The organism is Desulfotignum phosphitoxidans DSM 13687, from assembly GCF_000350545.1.
Lineage (GTDB): Bacteria > Desulfobacterota > Desulfobacteria > Desulfobacterales > Desulfobacteraceae > Desulfotignum > Desulfotignum phosphitoxidans.
This window is the reverse complement of sequence record NZ_APJX01000004.1, coordinates 185,696-206,519: the sequence shown is the minus strand read 5'-3', so window position 1 is coordinate 206,519 and position 20,824 is coordinate 185,696. Positions and strand designations below refer to the sequence as shown.

Genomic DNA, 20,824 nt, shown 5'->3' with positions numbered 1-20,824 from the left:
ATCAATCCTTTCCCTGTTTTGAAACCGTGTCATGTAGAAGTGTCTGCATCCGGGCAATAAAGGTTTCCATGGCCATGCCCCGGGAGCCCTTGACCAGGATCCAGTCACCTGAACGCACAAATGCCTGAACCCGGTCTTCGATTTCCTGTTTGCTGCCGTGAAACACGGTATCTTTGGCCATCCCTTCGGCCAGTGCTCCTGCCAGCATATGGCTGCTTAACGGGCCGTACAGATATAACCGGGTAATTCCCAGTTTTGCAGCGGTTTGCCCCACTGACCGATGGAGGTGTTCGCTGTCAGGGCCCAGCTCCCGCATATCTCCTAAAATCGCCACTGTCCGGCCGGTTCCATAAGTTGCCGGATCTTTTGCCATTTCAGCCAGGGTCACCAATGCCTGGGTCATCGAAGCGGGATTGGCATTATATGTATCATCGATGAGATGAATACCGCCGGGAAGTGTCTGGATGCTGAGCCGTCCTGAGACCGGGGCGAATGCGGCCAGACCGGCCTGCATGTCCGGTATGCGGATGCCGGCTGCGGCCGCTGCCGCCAGGGCGGCCAGGGCGTTGAAGACCATGAACCGGGCCGGAGACTGCAGATGGAAGCGGGCGGTTTCTCCATGAATATGACCCAGAAAACGGGTCATTCCGCCGGAGGAACGGATATCGGTGGCATACACATCTGCCGTGTCATCACTGCCAAATGTCAGGATTTTTTCAATGGCCGGGGTGTTGCGGGCATGATCTTTTAAAATCCGGACTCTGGGGTCGTCGTTGAAAAGAACGGCCACACTGCCGGAAACGGCCTGATCAAAAATCCGGGCTTTTTCCCGGGCCACATTGTCAGCGGTTTTCAACCCTTCCAGATGGGCCCCGGTGGTGTTGGTGACAACACAGATATCCGGTCCGGCAATGCGGGATAAACGGCTCATCTCTCCGGGCTGGTTCATGCCCATTTCCACCACCGCCCATTGGTGGGCACAAGACAATGACAGCAATGTCCGGGGAACCCCGATTTCGTTGTTAAAGTTTTTCTGGGTGGCCAGCGTGTCATATGTGGTTTGAAAAATGGCCCGGGCCATGCGGCAAGTGGAGGTTTTTCCGTTGGAACCGGTTATGGCCAGCACATTTGCGCCGGATCGGGTTCGCTGGAAATGACCCAGCCGGCCTAAAGCGTCAAGGGTATCCGGCACTTCATACACCACGGGTCCTGAACCCGGGGCGGTGTTTTTTTCTTTTGAATTAATCCGGGTGCCGGTTTTCACCACAAATCCCCGGATGCCGCGTGTGACCAGATCCGGAATAAAGCCGTGGCCGTCAAACGTATCCCCGGTCAGAGCCAGAAATATTTCATGGGAGAGAATGGTTCTGGAGTCAGTACTGATACCTGTGAACACAAATCCGTCATTCCGGGTGTCGGTTGCCGGGGAGGTTTCCAGGGCAGCGGCGATATCATTCCGGGTCCAGGTGATGGGAACAAACTGTTCTGCCATGGCTGCACAGGCAGCGGCCAGCTGTTCTCTGTCATCGAAATGGATGGTGCCGGTATTGGTGACCTGGTAGGTTTCATGGCCTTTTCCTGCTGCCAGAATGATGTCTCCGGGCCGGGAAATGCGGACGGCAGCATCCAGGGCATAGGTTCGATCGGCGTGACAGATCACACCGGAGAAATCTGCATATGTCAGGCGTTTGTCTTTGTTGGACAGGTCAGGCCATGACGTCACCGACGTACCGGTTTCCCGGATACCAGCCAGGATCTCTTCAATGATCTGGTCCGGATTTTCAGTCCTGGGATTATCGGATGTGACAATGGTCACGTCACTGTAGCGGCAGGCAATTTTTCCCATCAACGGCCGTTTGGTGCGATCCCGGTCCCCGCCGCAGCCGAAAACAGTGATCAGACGGCGGGTGGCCCGCTGTTTCAGGGTTTTGAGAACCGACTCCAGAGCGCCCGGTGTGTGGGCGTAATCCACAAACAGATACCGGTTCAACGGATTGGCAACCTTTTCCAGCCGGCCCGGAACGCCGTTGCAGGCCGCCAGTCCCTGTTGGATCTGTATGGGTTTAACCCCTGCGCCATAGGCGGCCCCGGCCGCACATAAGATATTTTCCAGATTGAACCGGCCGGTGAGAAAAGAGGAAAACCCCATGGTGTCGCTGCCCAGATGCATACGCCCGAAGATGCCCTGGATCGAGTCCATGATATCCTGGACCCGAACTTCCATCGACCTGCTGTTTTCAGCAGTTTCAGCACTGACACGCATGACCGGAAAATCCAGTTCACCGGCCAGCCGGGCACCCCAGGGGTCATCCATGTTGACGACGGCTGACAACCGGGGTGAGTTGACACCCGGCCTGAGAAAATCAGTGAAAAACCGTTTTTTGCAGTGGTAATACGCGGTCATGTCCGGGTGATAATCCAAATGATCCTGGGTCAGGTTGGTGAAAATTCCCATATCAAAATGACACCCGTCCACCCGGAACTGATCCAGGCCGTGGGAAGACACTTCCATGATGACATGGGTGATGCCGGTCTGTTTCATTTGAGCCAGGGTTTTCTGGATTGTCAACGCGTCCGGGGTGGTGGTGGGGGCATCCACATGTTTGCCGTTGTAACGGATATTGATGGTGCCCATGACCCCGCAGCGGAAACCGGCCGCCAGAAACATCTGTTCCAGCAGATAGGTGATCGTGGTTTTTCCGTTGGTGCCGGTCACACCCACCAGGAACAGGTCCCGGGACGGGTTTCCAAAGAATCTGGCGGCAATGATTCCGGCGGCCCGGCGGGAATTTTCCACTTGAATGACCCGGTTCAGGCGATCGGGATTGTTTTGGGCCACCACGGCGGCAGCTCCTTTGTCCAGGGCGGTTTTGATGTAATCATGACCGTTGGCGGCATATCCTTTGATGGCCAGAAACAACTGGCCGGGCTGGATGTCCTGGGCCCGGGTCTGGATGCCGGTGATCTCCATGTCTGTTTGCAGCAATGAAGGAACGATGTCTTGCAGCAATACGGATAATTTCATAATGACTCTCCTTGATCCGTCACTGCAGCCACCATGCTCCCGGCAGCCGGGGGAATACTCAGGTAATTAAAAGACTGGGCCAGAATATTTTTAAAAGCCGGTGCTGCCACATCCCCGCCGTAATATTTGTTCCGGGGTTCATCCACCACCACCAGTACCGCCAGCTGGGGATTCTGAAGCGGAGCAAATCCGGCAAAAACCGATGTGTAGATGTTTTTGGCATACCCTTTCTGGCCCTGGACCACTTTCTGGGCCGTGCCGGTTTTCCCGCACACATTGTATCCTGCCAGCGCCGCCTTGGTGCCGGTTCCGTTTTCCTGGACAGCCAGCGCCATCATGTGTTTGACCCGGGCCGCCGTCTGGGGGGAGACGGCCTGACGCACCGGGGTGGGATGAAACACTTTGAGATCCTCACCGGTGTTGGAAACAATTTTTTTCACCAGCATGGGTTTCATGACCTGGCCGTTGTTGGCAATGGTGCTGATGCCTGAAACCAGCTGGATGGCTGACACGGAAATGCCCTGACCAAAGGAAATGGCACCCGTGTCGATCTTTGTCCATCGTTCGGGCGGCATCAAGGTTCCCGTGGTTTCTCCCGGGCTGTCTATCTGTGTTGTACTGCCGAAGCCAAATCGGCTTAAATAGTCGTGCAGGGTCTGTCTGCCGATTTTTTCCCCAATCTTGACCGCACCGATATTGCTGGAATAAGCAATGATATGATTGATGGTCAGCCAGTCATGGGGGTGGGTATCTTTGACCGTGTATTTTCCGATGCGGTACCGGCCGTTTTCACAAAAAAAGATGGTGCTCGGAGCCATGCCGTTTTCCAGGGCTGCCGCAGCTGTAAAAACTTTCAGGGTGGAGCCGGGTTCAAATGAGTCCGTGACGATGCGGTTTCGGAACAGGGCCGGATCAAACTCCTGATAATTGTTGGGGTTGAACCGGGGATAATGGGCCATGGCCAGCAGTTCACCGGTGGCCGGGCGCATGACCAGAGCCATGCCGGATTTGGCCTGATGTTTCAGGACCGTTTCTTCCAGGGCTGTTTCCGTGAACAACTGAATTTTTTTGTCCAGGGTCAGCACGATATCGTTTCCCCGCAGCTCCGCCTGTTTTTGTCTGTCAATATCCAGGATTCGACCGGTGCCGTCCCGCCGGACCCGGATGGTGACAGCGTGGCCTTCTAAAACGTCATTGTATTTGAACTCCAGGCCTTCCAGTCCCACGTCCTCTTTTCCGGTAAACCCCAGGACCTGAGCTGCCAGCTCCCGGTTGGGATAAAACCGCTTAAAGCTTTTCTGGAAATAGATGCCCGGCAGATTCAGGGCTCTCACTTTCAATGCCAGGTCCGGAGAGATGTTTTCCGCGATCAGGGCGTATCGGCTTTGTCTGGAAAATTTCTGCACCAGGTCTTCGACGTCCATCTCCAGCAAAGGGACCAGTGCCCGGGCGGTTTTCACCGGGGCTTCGATGCGTAACGGGTCTGCGATGACGGTCAACGCATCCAGGGTGGCACCCAGCTTGTTCCAGTGCCGGTCCAGAATCCGGCCCCGCTCCCCTTTGATGGTCAGATGCCGGGAATACCCGTTTTCCGCCCGTCTGGCATATTCGTCGGCTTTAAGGATCTGAATGTCAAAGGACTTGATACCCAGTCCTGTTAAAATGAGTATCAGAACCACCTGGATGAACCGGATCCGATTGACAATTTTTTTTTGACCCGGGTCCGGCATCAGTCCTCCTCCTGTTCAAGAAAAAGGGTCTGATTGAACACATCTTCGGTCAGGCCCAGCTGGGAGCGGGCAATGCCGATGATGCGGGTGTCGGATTTGAGCCGGTCTCTCTCCAGGGTGAGTTCCCTTTGATAGGATAGCAGGTCGGACAACCGGGACTGGGCCAAAGATATTTCAAGGGTCACCTGGGTGGCGCCGGTTCTCACCCAGGCATGAAGCAGCAGTTCGCCAAACAGAACAGAGAGAATCACCACCCATTTCAAAGCGGAATCATTCATTTCATAGCCTTTCCGCCACTCTGAGCCGGGCGCTTCGGGCCATGGGATTTGCAGCAATTTCCTCGGGTGTGGGGGTGATTATTTTTTTTACAATCGATTTCATGACCGGTTGTTTGTGGCATACGCACCGGGGCAGGGTTTTGGGGCAGGTACACCCGGTTTCATAGGTTTTTAAATGCTGTTTGACAATGCGGTCTTCCAGAGAATGAAAACTGATAATACAGATTCGGCCGCCTTGGGTCAGCAGGTCCGGGACCTGTTCCATGAACCGGGTCAGATGATCCAGTTCCCGGTTCACGGCAATGCGCAATGCCTGAAATACGCGGGTGGCCGGATGTATTTTCGATGCGGCGGCCTGTGCTTTAGGGACGGTGTCCACAATGATCTGGCTCAATTGCCGGGTGGTTTTCAAAGAATGATCGGCCCGTTCCCGGACAATGGCCCCGGCAATGCGGCGGGAAAATTTTTCTTCCCCAAAGGAAAAAAACAGGTCCACCAGGGCTTGCTGAGAAAACGTATTTACAATGATTTCAGCCGTCATGTTCTGTCGGGTATCCATCCGCATGTCTAAAGGTTCATCCCGGTTGAAACTGAATCCCCGGTGTGCCCGGGTGATCTGGTTGAATGAAAAGCCTAAGTCCAGCACAATGGCGTTGACCCGGGGGATATCATGCTGATCCAGGATCGCTGAAAGGTGCGAGAAATTGTCATGAACCAGAATGATGTTCTGTTTGAACGGGTGCAGCACATTTCGGGCGTGGGCGATGGCATCCAGATCCTGATCGATTCCGATGAACAGGCCGTCCGGGAGAATGGCCTGTATGGTCGCACGGGCGTGTCCAGCCCCTCCCAGGGTCCCGTCCACACAGATATCTCCGGGTTTCAGGTTCTGGTACGCAAAGACTTCCGCCGGCATCACGGTCGTGTGATCAAATCCCATGGCTACAGCCCCAGGGAAGCAATTTCCTCCCTTACTTCCTCTTTTTCAAGTTCCTGCTCCATTTTCATATTTTCCTGGTCCCATCTTTCCCGGGCCCATATTTCAAACCGGTCCAAAACCCCCACTAAGACAATGTCCTTTTCAATGCCTGCATAAGTGCGCAGGCTGGGGGGAATTAAAATCCGGTCCTGTTTGTCACATTTCAACGGGCAGGCATTGCCCAGAAAAAACCGTTTGAATTTTTCCATGGCCGCGCTTTTGGCGGCCAGAATTTTTTTCTCCAGCTGCTTCCATTCATTGAAAGTGTAGGCATACAGGCATCCATCCTTGATGGAAACCACCACCCCGTATTCATCATCAGCCTTGAGCACGTCCCGGAACCTTGCCGGAATGATAATCCTGCCCTTTGGGTCGATGGTATGAAAGGAGCTTGATCGAAACATGTCTGTCGCCTGCCTTCCTGGTTTTGGGTAAAAGATCCACTTTCCTCCACCATTTAACACACTTTTGCTAAAATTCAGGCATAAGTCAAGAAAAAAAATCAGATCTATATAAAAAATACAGGATATGGGTCAGAAAATAATTAAAATTTTTGATGGAATACAGGCAGGCAGGCAGCGGGGAGTAAAGTGGATTAAAGAGTGGAGCAAAAGGGGACAGGTGGAACGGGCCGGGAATCAGCCGGTCAAAGATCCGGCAATCAGCCGTTCAGAGGCCCGGCAATGGTGGTTCGGACGGCTTCGATGGTGTCTTCCAGCCGCCCGGCATCTCCGGGCAGCACATACACGGGCCGGTGCACGATAATTTCCACCGGCCCGGGAATCAGGTTCAGGGAGTCCGGGGGCAGCACCTCACGGGAGTGTTTGATGGTGACCGGCAGAACCGGCAGTCCGGTTTCTCTGGCAAATACAAACGCGCCTTTTTTAAAGGGCTGCACCTGTCCGTCCCGGCTCCGGGTACCTTCGGCGAAAAACAGGACCGATGCTTTGGCAGACATGCGTTTTTTGGCCTGACGAATGGATTGGATCGCTGCATCGTGACGGGACCGGTCGATGAAAATACACCCTAAGTAATGGCAGGCCGTGCCGAAAACGGGAATTTTTCTCAGTTCCTGTTTCATCACCCATTTGATATGCAGTCCCATAAACCCGTGGATCACCGGGATATCCACCATGGACTGGTGGTTGGCCACCACCACATAAGCATGCCGTTGTTGACAGTTTTTTTTGCCGGTCAGTTTCACCTTGACGGGTACGATGCCGCAGGCCAGGCGGGACCATATCACGGCAAGTGCATTGGTGGCGTCCCGGGAAAAAAAAGCGCCCACAACAATACAGATCATTCCTGCAACAAGGGTGTTGATCACCATGAAAGGCATGACAATCACCCATTTATACGGCTGATATATCCATTTTAAAATTCGGTTCACAGACTGATTTATTCCTTGGTTTCCTCTTCTTCCGGCGGGGTGAGTCCGGCCAAATCAAGGGCATAGGATGTGATATCTTCAGCAACCTGGGGTTTTAAAAAAAATACATAGTCGTTCATGGATGAGGTGGCCGGCACGGATTCATCCCCATCCGGTTCAAACAGTGTCAGCACCCGGGAAGTACCGTTGTCCAGAATCACTGCCAGACGCGGGGATAAAGCTTTCAGATCGGCTTTGTTTGTGTCCGTTGCAAATCGGTCACAGGTCAGAGCGGATAATGAATACAGCAGGTTGGACACGGTTTTCGGATCCGGTGAGGCGCCGTCCGGATAATCAAACACCGGTGTTGAGTCCTGCGCTTCTTTATCCTCCGCCGCCGGTTTTCGGGCGGTCAGCACCACCTGTTTTTCAGGGGTTTGGAGGGTGATTTTTTCAATGTCTTTTTCCTGAAATGCCAGAACCTGCCGGTCTCTGAATTCATCCACGGATTTGTTGAAATGGGATCGAAAACTGTCATTGGCATGATAGATGTTGGGATCGTTTTCCAGCATCACAAACGTGTGGTTGAAAGTGGGGGCCGTTTTGCCGATTTTAAAAGACATGACCGGGGTATCCTTCTGAAAAGCGGTGACGGTCAATACCCGGGACGGGTCCAGTTCATACCGGGCCACATCCTGTTTTTCGGAAACCAGGGCGGACAGGGTCAGCCCGGACATGACATCCAGCATTTTTTTAACAGCGCCGTCATCTGCCGGATAGGCGTGCTTTGTCACCGCCCATCCCGATTCCGTCCGGACAAAATCAAGGGTTTGATCGGTCTGCACCACAGTCAGGCGGTCGATTTTTTCTGTATCCACGGATGGGGGTTCCGGCAGGGTATAATGACGGCCGTCTTCTTTTTTCAGGACAAGATAGCCGGCCAGAATCACAATGATCAATATCAGAATCAGATATTCTTTTTTCATGGCAACATATCCTTTATGCGTTGAACTGTTTGGCAATTTTTTTCCGGCGGATTTTTCCGGTTCCCCAGACACCGATTCCGAAAACAAACACCAGCACGGGCAGTCCGGCAATGTTCAAGGCCTTGATCATTGTCCGGACAAAAGCAGTGGTGTCGGCCAAAGGATTGAGCATCTGCTGCTTGCTTCGCATGGCCGCAATCTCATCCTTGCCGTTCAAATGGTCGATGGTGTTCAAAATGAATGTGGCATTGGTGGTGCGGCCTTCCGGGTCCAGCATGTTGTCCATCAGCATCTGGGAACACCCGAGCACAAAGATTTTGGCCGGCCGGGAGGTTTCCAGAATCCGGTTTTGTGCCACCACTTCCGGGGTATCGCCCTCTGGTGCCGCTGTGTCGGATTCAACCGCATCCGTGGCTGCCGGATCTGTTGTTTCACCTGCGTCTGCCGGGGTGTCGGATTCAGATATGTCCTCTTCTCCCATGGGTTTTTCAGGAACAGGCTTGTCTTTGAAATAGCTGGTGAAAGTGCCTTCCAGCAGATAGGCCAGATCATAACTGTCCATCTCTTCAGAAGATTCCGGCGGAGAGATGAACATGGGATTCAGGTTGATCTCATCTTTCATGAGCCAGGATTCTTTTGAGGTGCTCAGCAGCCGGGTGGCTGTCACACCGGCGGATGTCAGATTGTCTGATACAAGAGACAACGGAGAGGCCTGCATGGCAATGATGCCTTTGATATTGCGCATGAACGCCGGCGTATTGTTGATGGTATCTTCCTTGAGCATGGGCGCAAAATAGATGATCTGTTCCCCACCCTCTCTGGGCTGATGTTTATACGCGGTTTTGTCCATCACAAATGCGGGTGTCATGGTGATGCCGTAGTGGGCCAGCAGCTTTTCAAGTCCCGTGTCGATGGGAAAGTACTGGGGCATGCCCATGCTGCCCCGGGGAGCGATTTCATTGAATGCGTCTCCGAAAAAAGCGATGTTGGTGCCTTTCATCAGGGCCTGGTCGATCTGGAACAGCTCGTAATCGGAAAACGGTTCCGTGGGTTTGGTAATGATCAGGCAGTTGAGACCGTCGGGTATGGTCTGATCTTTGAGCGCGATCTGTCTGATATTGTACCGGTGGGACAACAGATCGTTGAACACCTGCATGTCGCCCCCTGATCCCCCCTGCATCATGGTCCTGCGGTCCGGAACCAAAGCCGGTGTGCCGTGATCCGCCAGAAATCCGATATCCTGGTTGATACCGATCATTTTTTCGATAATGCCCATGATATCCTGTTCCAGTGTGTCCGGGTCCGCCATCTGATAGGTGGTGCCGATAATGGGCAGATCCACGGCTGTGATGAGCGGCAGGCTGGCAGCCTGGTCCTGATATGTCAGCACCAGACCGGCAGCTCCCTGGCCGGCCGGAATATTCTGGTCCTGAATGTCGGGCCAGGACAACGCCAGAAGATCATATTTTTTGCCGATATCGTTCAGGGCTTGTTTGTCGGTGATGTCCTGACGATCAAATGACAGGAGATCCAGACTCTTGGCATTGATGCCGTCAATGGTTTTTTTCACGGTCTGTTCCAGGCCGGGCAGGTTGTCCAGTCCGATCAGCGGGGCAATATCATTCAATGAAGAGGATAAGTACAGGGTGGCCTGGATCTTGTCGTTTAAGCGCAGCAGGGCAGAGACTTTGTTGTTGAGTTTCTGGATGGCAGTGGTCAGCTGGTATTCCAGACCGTCCGCGGAAGTCACTGCATTGATTTTTTCAATGAGATCCCCATGGATGAGCACCAGACCCATGTAAGCGTTTGTGAATTTGAGTTCATCGTTTTCCATCATCCGGATCTGGATGGGGGAAATGCCGTAGCTTTGGGCCAGTTCCCGGTTTTCCACAGCGTTTGCGCTCAAATCCCCTTCTGCGGAAGAGACATTGTAGAACTGATAGTTGAACAGACGGCCGGCCCGGGCCGCGTATTCATCCAGCAGGTCTTTGAGATACCTTTGGGTGTTGTTATGGGGTGCCGGCAGGTTGTTGGAGAAAAACACCTTGATGCTCAACGGTTCAGACAAGGTGGCCACGGCTTTTTGACTGGCATCGGACAATGAAAAAATTTTGCTGGCCGTCAAATCAGCCCTGAAAAAAAGAGTCAGCCCGACGATGTTCACCAGCACAATCACGGCCATATATAAAACAAACTTAATATAATGTTCTTTGAAAAATCCCATGAAGCCTCCTTAATTTTTTTCCTGCATCACAAGATGGGTGGAAAAGAGAAAAATGGATATCAGGCTGATAAAATACAGAATGTCCCGGGTATCCAGGATACCTTTGGAAAAATTGGCAAAATGGGTGTTGGCCCCGAAATATTCAATCACCGTTACAATTTCCGACGGCATGAAAAACAGCATCCGGTTGATGATGGTCAATGTAAAGCACAGGGCGCATCCGATGATAAACGCGATGATCTGATTGCGGGTCAGAGCGGAAGCAAACAATCCCATGGCACAGTATGCCCCGGCCAGGAAAACGGCCCCGATATATCCGCCGGCCACCGGTCCCCAGTCCAGGTCCCCGATCAAAGAAATGAATATGGGGTAGGACAGGGTGGGCACCAGCATGGCACAGGTAAACAGGGTGGCGGCAAAAAATTTTCCCAAAGCGATGTGGACAAAAGACACCGGCATGGTCAACAGGGTTTCATAGGATCCCACGTTTTTTTCTTCCGCAAACAACCGCATGGTCAGCGCGGGAACAAAAAACGAGAACACCATGGGCAGCAGCGCGAAAAAATCCCGCAGATCAGCCCGGCTGTAGATGAAAAAAGTGGAAAAGAAAAACCAGCCTACCACAATCAGAAACAAAGCGATCACAATATAGGCGATGGGGGATATGAAATAATCTTTAAACTCTTTTAATGCAATGATTTTGATTTGTGACATGATCAGGTATTCTCCCGGGTCAGTTTTTGGAATATATGTTCAAGTGCCTGGGTTTCTTTGGTCAGTTCCATGATGATCCAGTCGGTTTCCTTGATTTTCAGGTAGATGTCGGACCGGACATCCCGGTCCGGCGGCCCCTGGATTTCAACGCGCACCTGGTCATCCATGTCCGGGGTCAGGGCGCTGACAGACAGATTCAAATTCATGTCCGCCAGAAACTGACACGCGGTTTTTAAATCCGGTCCTTTCAGGGCCAGACGGATCAGATTGTTCTGAAGCGCGCCCTGTTTGAGCCGGGTGGTGGTGTCGTCGGCCACGACCTTGCCGTTGTTGATGATCACAATGCGGTCGCAGGTGGCTTCTGCTTCACTGAGGATATGGGTGGAAAAAATAACGGTTTTTTTCTTGCCGATCTGCCGGATGATGCTCCGGATCTCGGCGATCTGATTGGGATCCAGGCCGGAGGTGGGTTCATCCAGTATCAGGATTTCCGGGTCCGTCATCATGGCATGGGCCAGCCCCACCCGTTGTTTAAGCCCTTTGGACAGGGTAACGATGGGTTTGTGCATGATGCCGGACAAGCCGCACAGATCGGCCAGGGTGTGAAGCCGTTCCAGTTGGCGGTCCGGGTCTTTCAACCCTTTGAGCCGGGCCACATAGGTCAGATAATCATACACCAGCATGTTATGGTACAACGGCGCTGATTCCGGCAGATACCCCACCAATGATTTGATTTTCAGGGTATGCTCAGGCATGTGAAGATCCTTGACCGAGATCTGTCCGGATGTGGGTTTGAAATATCCGGTGAGCATTCGCAGCGTGGTGGTCTTTCCTGCGCCGTTGGGCCCGAGCAGGCCCAGAATCTCTCCGGGTCGAACCGACAGGCTGATATGATCCACCGCGCAGAAATCATTATAGTATTTGGTCAGATCTTGAATCTCTATCAATGCAACCTCCTTGGTTAAAAATCTTCCAGTACCCGGCTTTTATTCAGAAATGTCTGAAGTTCTTCCGCTGTTTTTCTGGCCGCCTGAACCGCTTTGCCCAGATGGCGGGAGAACGGATCGTCCTTTCCCAGATTCCGGGTGACCGACCGGTACAGCTGTTCTCCTTTTTCAAAGTGGGCCATCACTTCAACCGCCATTTTTTTGCGTTCTTCATGGCGCAGTTTTTCGCTTTGTATCACAGATTCCAGTTTCTGCACCGCATATTCCACCAGCGCATCCCTTGGCATGTCATGGGCCCTTGACACCGTGCTCAAGGCATCGATGGTCCGGCGGCTCATGACATAGGTTTTCTGCCGCCGGTGGATTTTTTCAAACTGGGGCAAACGGATGGACCGGGCCAGTTTTTCCATGGCATCCATATCTTCAATGATGTGGTCAAACAGGGATTTCTGCTTGATGCCCATGTGAACCGCCACCAGCCCGATGGCATCGATGGCTTTCTGGGACAGTTTAAATGTCGCCCGGACAGACTGCCTTCCCCGCAAATCCAGCACGGAAGGGCCTGAAACAGGGTCCCTGGGGGATGTCATGATGGATACCTCCTTTTACAACGCCTGTATTATTTTATCAGGTCATTCATAAAAGTAATGATGAATTATCGTGATCGAAAACTGTACAACAAATTGAAACGCGGATCAACCACAAATGTGGCAGATTACCAAAATATCATCCAGAAGGATTCCCGGGAAAGAATTACCATCGCTGTGCAGAGCCCGGTGCCGGCCCCCAGAAAGAGCCGTTCTCTGCCGCTGGATTCAAATGCGGGATCCGTGCGGTGTTCCGTGTAACACCGGGCATCCATGGCCAGACACAAATGATCGGCACTGATAACGGTTTTTTTGAGCAGGGGCAGGGTCAGAAACCGGATTTGCCGGACCGGGTTTTTTTTGAAACTGCCGCACCGTGCATTCACCGCGTCTGCTGTTTGTCCGGCCCGGGAAAGGATCAGGGGAAAAAATTTGAGGCACAGACTGATCATGATGGCCGCCCGCTTTTCCGGCACAAACGGAACAGGTGCCAAAAACCATTGGGCCGCGCTTTTCAACGCAGCCGGCCGGGTGGTGGCGGCAAAGAGCAGGCCAATCACCATGACCAGAAAAAAACGCACCCCTACCAAAGATCCCTGGGCCAGGCCCTGCCGGGTGATCTCAATCCCTGAAACAGATAAAATCGGTTCTCCCGGTACCGTGACCGCCCGGGTTGCCGCCATAAGGACCAGAAGCAGGATAAATCCCTTTAATCGGATGATTAAGCGGTCCATGGGCATGCCGATGGCACACATCAATGGATACACCACCAGAAAGCAGACCAGGCATGCGCTGAACCCGGCGGTGAACAGCGCCATGCTCAGCATGCACACCAGAACGGTCTTGGCCCGGACATCCAGGTGATGCAGGACCGTGGTGCCGGCCTGAAAAGAAAACAGGGTCAGGTCTGCCATGGCGGGGCCGAATATCCCATTCGGGAAAAACAGGGTTCTCTGATGCCGAAGTACTCCAGATTTCCCAGCAGTTCTCTGGGCGGCCCATCTTTGACCAGACGGCCCTGACCGTCCATGATGAGCATTCGGGACGCGTAAGTGATCACCTCTTCCACTTCGTGGGTCGCCATGATAATGGTTTGTCCTTCCCGGTTCAACCGGCAGATGATCTCCACCAGATCCCGGGAAGCGGGATAATCCAGGTTGGCAAAGGGCTCATCCAGCACGATAATTTCCGGATCCATGACCAGGATGCCGGCAATGGCCAGCCGTCGTTTCTCACCGCCGGACAGGGTGGAAGGGTTCCGGTCTTTTAAATGGATCAGATTCATGTATGCCAGGGTCTGATCGACTTTTTCAAGAATCCGGGCCCGGGGTGTATTCAGGTTTTCCAGGCCGAATGCCACCTCATCTTCGACAGTGTCTGCAACAATCTGGGTGTCTGCATCCTGGAATACCATGCCGATGGTTTTCCGGGTGACAATCAGGTCTTTTGTCACGGATCGGCCATGGAGCCGGATTTCACCGGATGTCGGCCGGACCAGGGCATTGAGATGCTTTATCAGCGTGGTTTTTCCGGATCCGTTGGGTCCGGCCACAAGAATAAATTCTCCGGGAAAGATCCGGGCGCAGATATCATGAATCCCTGTACCGTTGAAAAATGCATGGGTTAAATGATCGATTTCCAGAATGGGCCGGGGCATGATAAATTATTCCTTGAGCAGGGGCCGGATTTTTCGGGCCATGACCACAGCGCCCGCGATTTTCACGGCATCCCCCAAAAGAAACGGAATCAGGCCCAGCGCCAGGGCCTGGCCCCAGGACAGGGAAAACGCCAGCTTCAACCATGGGACCCCGACCCCGTAGAGCATGATGGAACCTCCGATCATGGCCAGGATATCCCGGAACGGTGTTTGGCCCAGAAACCTGGATATCGCCCCGGTCACCAGGACCGCAGGCAGGTATCCCAGCAGATATCCGCCTGTGGGGCCGAATATTTTTCCGATTCCTGACGTGCCGCCGGCAAATACCGGCAAACCGGCCAGGCCGATCAGCAGATACACGGCAACGCAGGCGGTTCCCCAGGCCGGTCCCAGAATCAGGCCGGCCAGCAGAACAAACATGTTCTGCAGCACTATGGGAACCGGTCCAATGGGAATGGCGATAAACGCACCCACACATATCAAAGCCACAAACAATGCCGCATGAACCATGGGCCGCAAACTGTCTGTCTGAGTCATCGTATATTTCCTTTCAGGTATGAAAACAGTCCCCGTAAATAATGGGATGATTTTGTCCTTTTGAATCTTTCACCCACAGGGTGCCCGCGTCATCCACATCTTGGGCCAGGCCTTGGATGGTCTGATTCCGGGTTTCCACCCGGACCCGGGTGCCGATGGTACTGGTGCGCTGCTTCCATGCCCCCATGATGTTTCGGGCATTCAAATCCTGGATCCGGTCAAAGAAACACTGGAGAAATTGCGCCAGAATTTTTTTTCTGGATACGGGTCGGCCCAGGGCCTGGCCAATGGAGATGGCCTCAAATGCACTGGAAGAGGGGTCGTTGTTGACATTGATACCAATACCCACCAGCAGAAACCGGATCATATCCGCCCGGGTTTCGATCTCAGACAATAGCCCTGCCAGTTTTTTTCCCTCCAGCAGAAGGTCATTGGGCCATTTGACCCGCACATCCAGTTTGAACAAGGTTTCCAAAGTCAAAGACAGACTCAGGGATGCGGCAAAATTGTACAGATAGGCCAGGGCCGGCGGGGTGTCCGGAGTCAAAATTAGGGTGATCCACAGCCCACCCGGGTCTGATTCCCATTTGCGGTTGAGCCGGCCCCGGGCTTTTGTCTGATGTTCCGCCACCACACAGCTGGCATGGGGCACACCCTGCCGGGCCAGTTCTCTTGCCGTGTCCATGGTGGTGGTCACCCGGGGAAAATAATGGATCCGTTCGGATAAAGGCGGGTCAAAGCAGACCGGCAGCAGCAGGTTGTCCGGGTCTGTCAGAAAATACCCTTTAGGGCTGGATTCGATCAGAAACCCGTCTTGTTTCAAAGCATGGATATGTTTCCATATGGCCACCCGGGAGATGCCGGTCAGTTCACTGAGTCTGACCCCGGAAATGGTGCGGCCCTTTGCCCGGTATAATTTTTCCAGGATGATCTGGCGGATATGCTGTGTTTCGTTAACCATAACAGGAAAGAATGGTTAACAGAAAAATCACATCCGGTCAAGAAAATTGATCCGCCGGGTTCGGTTTTTCGGTTTTACTTGAACCGGACCGCCCATGTGGTTTATAAAAGAAAAATGAGTGAAAAGGAAACACAGATATGAAGGTCGTCAGACAGGTGTTGCCCCATGCCTCCGATTTCAGGCAGTTCTGGAAAGAGACCGGTCCGTTTGAATTCGCGTTGACCAGTGCAGAATTCCCCCCGGTGCTGCTGGGGCCTGAAGAGTGGATTTTCGGGCATACGGCCCGGGATGTGCTCGAAGCATTGATGGGATTTGCCCCGGGAAAAACAAAGATTGTCCGGTCGGATTTCAATGTGAAAAATACCCGGATTCTGCGGCCGGACCATCTGATTGCATGGAAAATCCAGGATTTTCCCGAAGAATGGAATCATGTGGTGTGTGATTTTTTTGTCCCTGAAGGGCACCTGACCCGGGCGGTGGAAAACCGGATGAATGCGGTCCCCGTGCCTGGAGATGATGGGCACCAGGTGGCGGCCGCATTTTTCAGTCTGCTGGAAAATCATCTGGAGGCCATGGGATATGTGTGGTTAAGGCCCCGGGAAAATGCCAGGTATGCCGCTGTTCAGGCGTATCTGTCGGAATGGGAAAAAGATGAAAAAGACGCCGGGTTGCTGTAGGCGGTCCCGGTCAGACCTCATTGTTGAGAATTTTGTCGCACAGCATCTGCTTGTAATCGATTCCCACGGTTTTAAATCCTTTGGTCCCGTATTTCATATTGCCTTCCAGCACCAGAAACCGGCCCTGGGATTCCACAATATCGATGCCCACATCGTCCCACCCGCATTTGTCAGCGGTTGAAAGCGCCAGATCCAGAGCAGCGGCCGGCACCGGATCAAAACAGATGTGGCCTCCCTGGGAGATATTGGTTTTGAAGGTATCTGCCGGGGCGACCCGCCAGTAGGCCAGCACCACGTCCCGGCCGATGATGATGATCCGCATGTCCCGGTCTAAAGCCAGGTATTCCTGGATATAGGCCGGGCCTTTCCGGTTCAGGTACGTGGACAGATCTTTTGGATTTGTAATGAGAAAAACCCCCTGGCCCCGGGCCGAGCCCCGGGGGATTTTGGCAATGAATGGAAAAGAAAATTCTGACAGGATGGTCTGTTTCTGGCGGGGACCGTAATATACCCGGGTTTTGGGATGCGGAACGCCCAGCATCTGAAACATGGCGGTCTGCCGGATTTTGTCCATGGCAAAAGTGTAGGTGTGAACACTGGGAAACGTGGGTTTGCCCATGGCATTGAACAGACTTGCATAAAACGCGGTGGGGTAGAGGATGCGCCGGGCCGAGATCAGCTGCTGCTGTTGTTTAAGGGAATAGTCACTAAAATTGGGCCGGAATCCCAGTGTCGTGATCCGGGAACAGTGCCTGAGCCGGGCCCCGATGGCCACCAGGCCTGAATTGGCCGGACAAAGGTTAGGATCGGTCATAGCCATGGGGATTTTTCTGCTGCCAGCGCCAGGCGTCTGCACACATGTCGTCTAAGGTTCGAGTGGCCTTCCACCCCAGTTCGTTTTCGGCTTTGCCGGGGTCGGCCCAGCAGGCTGCGATATCCCCGGGCCGCCGGGGATCTGTGTCATAGGGGATGGGGCGGCCGCAGGCCCGTTCAAATCCCTGGATCATTTCCAATACCGAATATCCTTTTCCCGTGCCTAAGTTGTAGGTGAGAACACCGGGGGCGGCCAGCAGTCCGGGCAGGGTTTTGACATGACCTTCCGCCAGATCACACACATGAATATAATCCCGGACCCCGGTGCCGTCCGGGGTCGGGTAATCATTGCCGAACACCCGGACCCGGTCCAGGGAACCAATGGCCACCCGGGCGATATAAGGCACCAGATTGTTGGGAATTCCCCGGGGGTCTTCTCCGATCAGACCGCTAGGATGGGCCCCCACCGGATTGAAATACCGGAGCCGGGCAATATGCCATGCAGGGTCGGATATGAACAGATCCTCAAGAATCTGTTCGATCATTAATTTGGTCCGGCCGTAGGGGTTGGTGACGGACAACGGAAACGTTTCCGTGATGGGCAGGGTGTCGGGATCTCCATACACGGTGGCGGAAGAGGAAAAAATAATTTTTTTGACATCTGATTCAGCCATGACCGACAACAGGTTCAAGGTGCCGGTAATATTGTTGTGAAAATAGGTCAACGGCAGGGTAATGGATTCCCCCACGGCTTTGAGCCCGGCAAAATGAATCACCGCATCGGGCCGGGACCGTTCAAAGACCCGGCTGAGCGCGTCTTTGTCCAGCAGATCCCTGTTAAAGAAATCCACGGATTTGCCGGTGATCTGCTCCACCCGGGTTAAGGAGGCTTCCGTGCTGTTGCACAGATTGTCCACCACCACCACATCCATGTTCTGTTCGAGAAGGGCCACGCAGGTGTGGCTGCCGATATAGCCGGCACCACCGGTCACCAGTATTTTCATGATCTGTCCTTGTAAGGTTTGAGTATCCGTGTCTGTTGCCGGGCGGTTCGGTTGAACAGGTCCCGGCATCGGGTGCAGTTTACACACAAGTGATTGCACCCGGCAAGGGTGTTTAAAAAATCAGGTCCCAGCTGTTTGTTGTCCACGTGATAAGCATCGGCTAAAAACCGGGTGGCATCCATCAATTCCAGCAGGTTGCCGTCAAATGATTGGTGGATATATGCATTGACGGCCTGAATTAAAAAGCGTGATCCCAGAGTTCGGCCGCTGATTTTGACCGTGTCGGCAAGCCGGGCATACGCGGTCAGATCTTCGGGCCGGATGAACGGACTGCTGAAAAAAAAATGTGGGTGATGATGAAAAAAATCATGACACCCATGCACCTGACTGATCCGGTGGGTCATCTCCGGGACCAGTCTGGTATTGGACAAAGACACCTGGGCATCATGGGTGAGTTTGAACGGGCAGTGGCTCAGGCACCCTTCATTGGCCATCAGTTCAATGCCCACATCCGGAAAGGCCTGCCGGATGGCGGACACCATTTTTCCCAAGCCGTTGAAATCCCGGTTCAAAGATCGGTCCAGCACCAGTTTTCCAGGCAGTTTAAACCGGGTTTCCCGGATGGCTGCCAGCATGGAAAATGCTTTGGGGGCATTGTCCAGCATCATGTTGATTCCGGGCACGGCTTCCAGGGATTTCACCTGTTTGTGCCCGGTTTTTGACAGGGCCGTGAGCAGATACATATCCGAGAACACGATGCCGCTGAGGCCGCCAATCGAATCCAGGGCCTGGAGCCGGTCCAGTATCCGGTTCAGAAACCGGGTGTCAAAATACCGGTCCGGGGTGATAAAGCGGGTGTTGAAAAGACAATAGGTTTTGATTTTACCCAGGCGGGGCAGATGCTTTTTTAAAAAAGGCAAGTCCAAAGATCCGAACTGAACCCGGGCATCGAGTGCCGGACCGTCTGGCAACGCAAAATACACAGATGACAGTAACGATTTGTTTTTAACCAGAAAATCGATATAGGGGTCATCCGCAATAAAAGGAACGGACAATTTCATAAATATATGTTATATAGAATTTTTCAAATATGGCAACGCGTGAATACCACTTTGATGACCGGAGGATAAAAAAAGGCCGCCTGACATTGACAGGCCATGGGACGGTGATTAAACTATGGGTCATTCAGGCGGGCACATCCTGAATTCAATAAACCATAAGGAGAGTTTACCAATGATTGAATTGACAGATCCTGCAAAGGAGCAGATCGACAACTACTTTCAGGGGAAGGAACCGACCCCGATTCGTATTTTTCTGAATTCCGGCGGCTGAGGGGGACCCTCCCTGGCCATGGCTCTGGATGAGCCTAAAAATTCAGATGACAGTTTTGAAGTAAAAGGTCACAAATTTGTTGTGGACAAAGAATTCATGCAAAAAGCGGAACAGATTAAAATCGATTTCACGGGAATGGGATTTCATCTGGATTCCAATATGGATCTCGGCGCACCGGATTGTGGCGGATGCGGCGGATCCTGCGGCTGATCATATATTGTATTGATAAATTGTAAAAAAAGGTGTGCTGTAAAAAGCGCACCTTTTTTTATTCAATCCATGGACCGGATCACCAGAAGCGTGCCGGACTTGATGGAAATCTGTGCCGCGGATTCTGAAAAAAAATTGCTGATGCCCAGGGTGGTGCCTATTCTCAATGTCTGATCCCGGAGCGGATAGGACAGGCCCGTGAGGGTGACCCCGGTGACCGTGGCGGTCAAAGGGATGAGCGACACCAGATCCCCGGGATTTCCGGACAGTTCCAATCGGTCTTTCACCAGGCAGATCTCATTGTGCGCATCCATGATTCTGACACAGATACCGGCATCTGCCAGGGGAACCAGCAGCAGTACATTGGCCAGTGTATGATCCAGCCGGGTACCGGTGGCAGCCAGCATGGTGATATGGGTGGCACCCCGGTTTTTGGCATAATCCAGGCACAATTCCATATCGGTTCTGTTTTTCCGGCGGGGATAAGGTTGGACCGGGACTTTGTTTTTTTTGAAAAAGTTCAGTGTGTCCGGGTCAATGGAGTCCAGATCCCCGACGATCACATGGGGAAGGACTCCGTTTTTTTTCAGATGTCCGGCGCCGCTGTCCGCAGCAATAATCAGATCCGCGGTTTTCAGAAGACGGTGGATGTGCCGGTGCCAGGTTCGGGTCCGGGCCGGATCCAGGCGGCCCCCGGCGATGACAATGCAGTTCATGAAGGTGTTCATACCATGAAATGCCGGGTTTGAAAACCGGTATTTGCATCATGCCTTGACACCGGGAGTCCAAACTTA

21 protein-coding genes are annotated in these 20,824 nt (G+C 53.1%); 2 read left to right on the top strand and 19 right to left on the bottom strand.

The features are described from left to right. Position 1: 1 nt before the first annotated feature. From DPO_RS10675 to DPO_RS10605, 15 genes are all read right to left on the bottom strand, one after another. A complete protein-coding gene (locus DPO_RS10675; RefSeq protein ID WP_006965893.1) occupies positions 2-3,025 on the bottom strand; it encodes a UDP-N-acetylmuramoyl-L-alanyl-D-glutamate--2,6-diaminopimelate ligase in 3,024 nt (1,007 codons plus the stop codon). Continuing rightward, positions 3,022-4,755 carry a peptidoglycan D,D-transpeptidase FtsI family protein gene (locus tag DPO_RS10670; RefSeq protein ID WP_006965890.1) on the bottom strand — a complete coding sequence of 578 codons (1,734 nt, stop codon included), beginning with the start codon at positions 4,753-4,755 and terminating at the stop codon, positions 3,022-3,024. The genes DPO_RS10675 and DPO_RS10670 overlap by 4 nt, the downstream gene beginning before the upstream one ends. Beyond that, entirely contained in the window at positions 4,755-5,033 is a 279-nt protein-coding gene (locus DPO_RS10665; RefSeq protein ID WP_006965888.1) for a hypothetical protein, read from the bottom strand. The genes DPO_RS10670 and DPO_RS10665 overlap by 1 nt, the downstream gene beginning before the upstream one ends. A gap of 1 nt (position 5,034) precedes the next feature. Continuing rightward, positions 5,035-5,973 (bottom strand): 16S rRNA (cytosine(1402)-N(4))-methyltransferase RsmH, encoded by a 939-nt coding sequence (rsmH, locus tag DPO_RS10660; protein ID WP_006965887.1) that lies wholly within the window; start codon positions 5,971-5,973, stop codon positions 5,035-5,037. A 2-nt stretch (positions 5,974-5,975) separates the two neighbouring features. After that, on the bottom strand, positions 5,976-6,416 hold the full coding sequence (mraZ, locus tag DPO_RS10655) for a division/cell wall cluster transcriptional repressor MraZ (protein ID WP_006965886.1): 441 nt from the start codon (positions 6,414-6,416) through the stop codon (positions 5,976-5,978). Between the two features lie 257 nt (positions 6,417-6,673). Then, entirely contained in the window at positions 6,674-7,351 is a 678-nt protein-coding gene (locus tag DPO_RS10650; protein ID WP_236609944.1) for a lysophospholipid acyltransferase family protein, read from the bottom strand. A 59-nt stretch (positions 7,352-7,410) separates the two neighbouring features. Then, positions 7,411-8,367: a DUF4340 domain-containing protein gene (locus DPO_RS10645; protein ID WP_006965884.1), complete on the bottom strand. Its 957-nt coding sequence runs from the start codon at positions 8,365-8,367 to the stop codon at positions 7,411-7,413. A 13-nt stretch (positions 8,368-8,380) separates the two neighbouring features. Beyond that, positions 8,381-10,591, bottom strand: a complete 2,211-nt coding sequence (locus DPO_RS10640; protein ID WP_006965883.1) for a Gldg family protein — start codon at positions 10,589-10,591, stop codon at positions 8,381-8,383. Between the two features lie 9 nt (positions 10,592-10,600). Then, positions 10,601-11,305 carry an ABC transporter permease subunit gene (locus DPO_RS10635; RefSeq protein WP_006965882.1) on the bottom strand — a complete coding sequence of 235 codons (705 nt, stop codon included), beginning with the start codon at positions 11,303-11,305 and terminating at the stop codon, positions 10,601-10,603. A 2-nt stretch (positions 11,306-11,307) separates the two neighbouring features. Continuing rightward, complete coding sequence (locus DPO_RS10630) at positions 11,308-12,252, bottom strand: ABC transporter ATP-binding protein (protein WP_006965881.1); 945 nt, start codon at positions 12,250-12,252, stop codon at positions 11,308-11,310. Between the two features lie 14 nt (positions 12,253-12,266). Further along, positions 12,267-12,842 carry a hypothetical protein gene (locus DPO_RS10625; RefSeq protein WP_006965880.1) on the bottom strand — a complete coding sequence of 192 codons (576 nt, stop codon included), beginning with the start codon at positions 12,840-12,842 and terminating at the stop codon, positions 12,267-12,269. A gap of 125 nt (positions 12,843-12,967) precedes the next feature. Continuing rightward, positions 12,968-13,753 (bottom strand): energy-coupling factor transporter transmembrane component T family protein, encoded by a 786-nt coding sequence (locus DPO_RS10620; protein ID WP_006965879.1) that lies wholly within the window; start codon positions 13,751-13,753, stop codon positions 12,968-12,970. Beyond that, positions 13,741-14,496, bottom strand: a complete 756-nt coding sequence (locus tag DPO_RS10615) for an energy-coupling factor ABC transporter ATP-binding protein (protein WP_006965878.1) — start codon at positions 14,494-14,496, stop codon at positions 13,741-13,743. The genes DPO_RS10620 and DPO_RS10615 overlap by 13 nt, the downstream gene beginning before the upstream one ends. A gap of 6 nt (positions 14,497-14,502) precedes the next feature. After that, positions 14,503-15,033: a biotin transporter BioY gene (locus DPO_RS10610; protein ID WP_006965877.1), complete on the bottom strand. Its 531-nt coding sequence runs from the start codon at positions 15,031-15,033 to the stop codon at positions 14,503-14,505. Between the two features lie 13 nt (positions 15,034-15,046). Next, a complete protein-coding gene (locus DPO_RS10605) occupies positions 15,047-15,994 on the bottom strand; it encodes a biotin--[acetyl-CoA-carboxylase] ligase (RefSeq protein ID WP_006965876.1) in 948 nt (315 codons plus the stop codon). A gap of 137 nt (positions 15,995-16,131) precedes the next feature. Here DPO_RS10605 and DPO_RS10600 point away from each other — a divergent pair, with 137 nt between their 5' ends. Further along, a complete protein-coding gene (locus tag DPO_RS10600) occupies positions 16,132-16,671 on the top strand; it encodes a hypothetical protein (protein ID WP_006965875.1) in 540 nt (179 codons plus the stop codon). A 10-nt stretch (positions 16,672-16,681) separates the two neighbouring features. Here DPO_RS10600 and DPO_RS10595 read toward each other — a convergent pair whose 3' ends face one another. The 3 genes from DPO_RS10595 to DPO_RS10585 are packed head-to-tail and all read right to left on the bottom strand — an operon-like array spanning position 16,682 to position 19,549. Continuing rightward, entirely contained in the window at positions 16,682-17,485 is an 804-nt protein-coding gene (locus tag DPO_RS10595) for an ATP-grasp domain-containing protein (RefSeq protein WP_152427640.1), read from the bottom strand. Further along, positions 17,472-18,488, bottom strand: coding sequence for a UDP-glucose 4-epimerase GalE (gene galE, locus DPO_RS10590; RefSeq protein ID WP_006965873.1), 1,017 nt, complete (start codon positions 18,486-18,488; stop codon positions 17,472-17,474). Before galE ends, DPO_RS10595 begins: the two co-directional genes overlap by 14 nt. Continuing rightward, on the bottom strand, positions 18,485-19,549 hold the full coding sequence (locus DPO_RS10585; RefSeq protein ID WP_006965872.1) for a hypothetical protein: 1,065 nt from the start codon (positions 19,547-19,549) through the stop codon (positions 18,485-18,487). The genes galE and DPO_RS10585 overlap by 4 nt, the downstream gene beginning before the upstream one ends. Positions 19,550-19,721: 172 nt before the next feature. On the opposite strand from DPO_RS10585, the gene DPO_RS26570 reads away from it, so the two are divergent. Beyond that, positions 19,722-20,030, top strand: coding sequence for an IscA/HesB family protein (locus DPO_RS26570; protein ID WP_201765622.1), 309 nt, complete (start codon positions 19,722-19,724; stop codon positions 20,028-20,030). A 62-nt stretch (positions 20,031-20,092) separates the two neighbouring features. On the opposite strand, the gene DPO_RS10575 is transcribed toward DPO_RS26570, so the two are convergent. After that, positions 20,093-20,746 carry a thiamine diphosphokinase gene (locus tag DPO_RS10575; RefSeq protein ID WP_024334038.1) on the bottom strand — a complete coding sequence of 218 codons (654 nt, stop codon included), beginning with the start codon at positions 20,744-20,746 and terminating at the stop codon, positions 20,093-20,095. Between the last annotated feature and the right edge of the window lie 78 nt (positions 20,747-20,824).

Bases quoted from the DNA above. Each gene is read 5' to 3' on its own strand.
- mraZ (WP_006965886.1), bottom strand. From the start codon at position 6,416: ATGTTTCGATCAAGCTCCTTTCATACCATCGACCCAAAGGGCAGGATT.
- galE (WP_006965873.1), bottom strand. From the start codon at position 18,488: ATGAAAATACTGGTGACCGGTGGTGCCGGCTATATCGGCAGCCACACC.
- DPO_RS10600 (WP_006965875.1), top strand. From the start codon at position 16,132: ATGAAGGTCGTCAGACAGGTGTTGCCCCATGCCTCCGATTTCAGGCAG.
- rsmH (WP_006965887.1), bottom strand. From the start codon at position 5,973: ATGGGATTTGATCACACGACCGTGATGCCGGCGGAAGTCTTTGCGTAC.
- DPO_RS10575 (WP_024334038.1), bottom strand. From the start codon at position 20,746: ATGAACTGCATTGTCATCGCCGGGGGCCGCCTGGATCCGGCCCGGACC.
- DPO_RS10635 (WP_006965882.1), bottom strand. From the start codon at position 11,305: ATGTCACAAATCAAAATCATTGCATTAAAAGAGTTTAAAGATTATTTC.
- DPO_RS10595 (WP_152427640.1), bottom strand. From the start codon at position 17,485: ATGACCGATCCTAACCTTTGTCCGGCCAATTCAGGCCTGGTGGCCATC.
- DPO_RS10605 (WP_006965876.1), bottom strand. From the start codon at position 15,994: ATGGTTAACGAAACACAGCATATCCGCCAGATCATCCTGGAAAAATTA.
- DPO_RS10645 (WP_006965884.1), bottom strand. From the start codon at position 8,367: ATGAAAAAAGAATATCTGATTCTGATATTGATCATTGTGATTCTGGCC.
- DPO_RS10675 (WP_006965893.1), bottom strand. From the start codon at position 3,025: ATGAAATTATCCGTATTGCTGCAAGACATCGTTCCTTCATTGCTGCAA.
- DPO_RS10615 (WP_006965878.1), bottom strand. From the start codon at position 14,496: ATGCCCCGGCCCATTCTGGAAATCGATCATTTAACCCATGCATTTTTC.
- DPO_RS10650 (WP_236609944.1), bottom strand. From the start codon at position 7,351: ATGCCTTTCATGGTGATCAACACCCTTGTTGCAGGAATGATCTGTATT.
- DPO_RS10585 (WP_006965872.1), bottom strand. From the start codon at position 19,549: ATGAAATTGTCCGTTCCTTTTATTGCGGATGACCCCTATATCGATTTT.
- DPO_RS10610 (WP_006965877.1), bottom strand. From the start codon at position 15,033: ATGACTCAGACAGACAGTTTGCGGCCCATGGTTCATGCGGCATTGTTT.
- DPO_RS10640 (WP_006965883.1), bottom strand. From the start codon at position 10,591: ATGGGATTTTTCAAAGAACATTATATTAAGTTTGTTTTATATATGGCC.
- DPO_RS10620 (WP_006965879.1), bottom strand. From the start codon at position 13,753: ATGGCAGACCTGACCCTGTTTTCTTTTCAGGCCGGCACCACGGTCCTG.
- DPO_RS10625 (WP_006965880.1), bottom strand. From the start codon at position 12,842: ATGACATCCCCCAGGGACCCTGTTTCAGGCCCTTCCGTGCTGGATTTG.
- DPO_RS10665 (WP_006965888.1), bottom strand. From the start codon at position 5,033: ATGAATGATTCCGCTTTGAAATGGGTGGTGATTCTCTCTGTTCTGTTT.
- DPO_RS10670 (WP_006965890.1), bottom strand. From the start codon at position 4,755: ATGCCGGACCCGGGTCAAAAAAAAATTGTCAATCGGATCCGGTTCATC.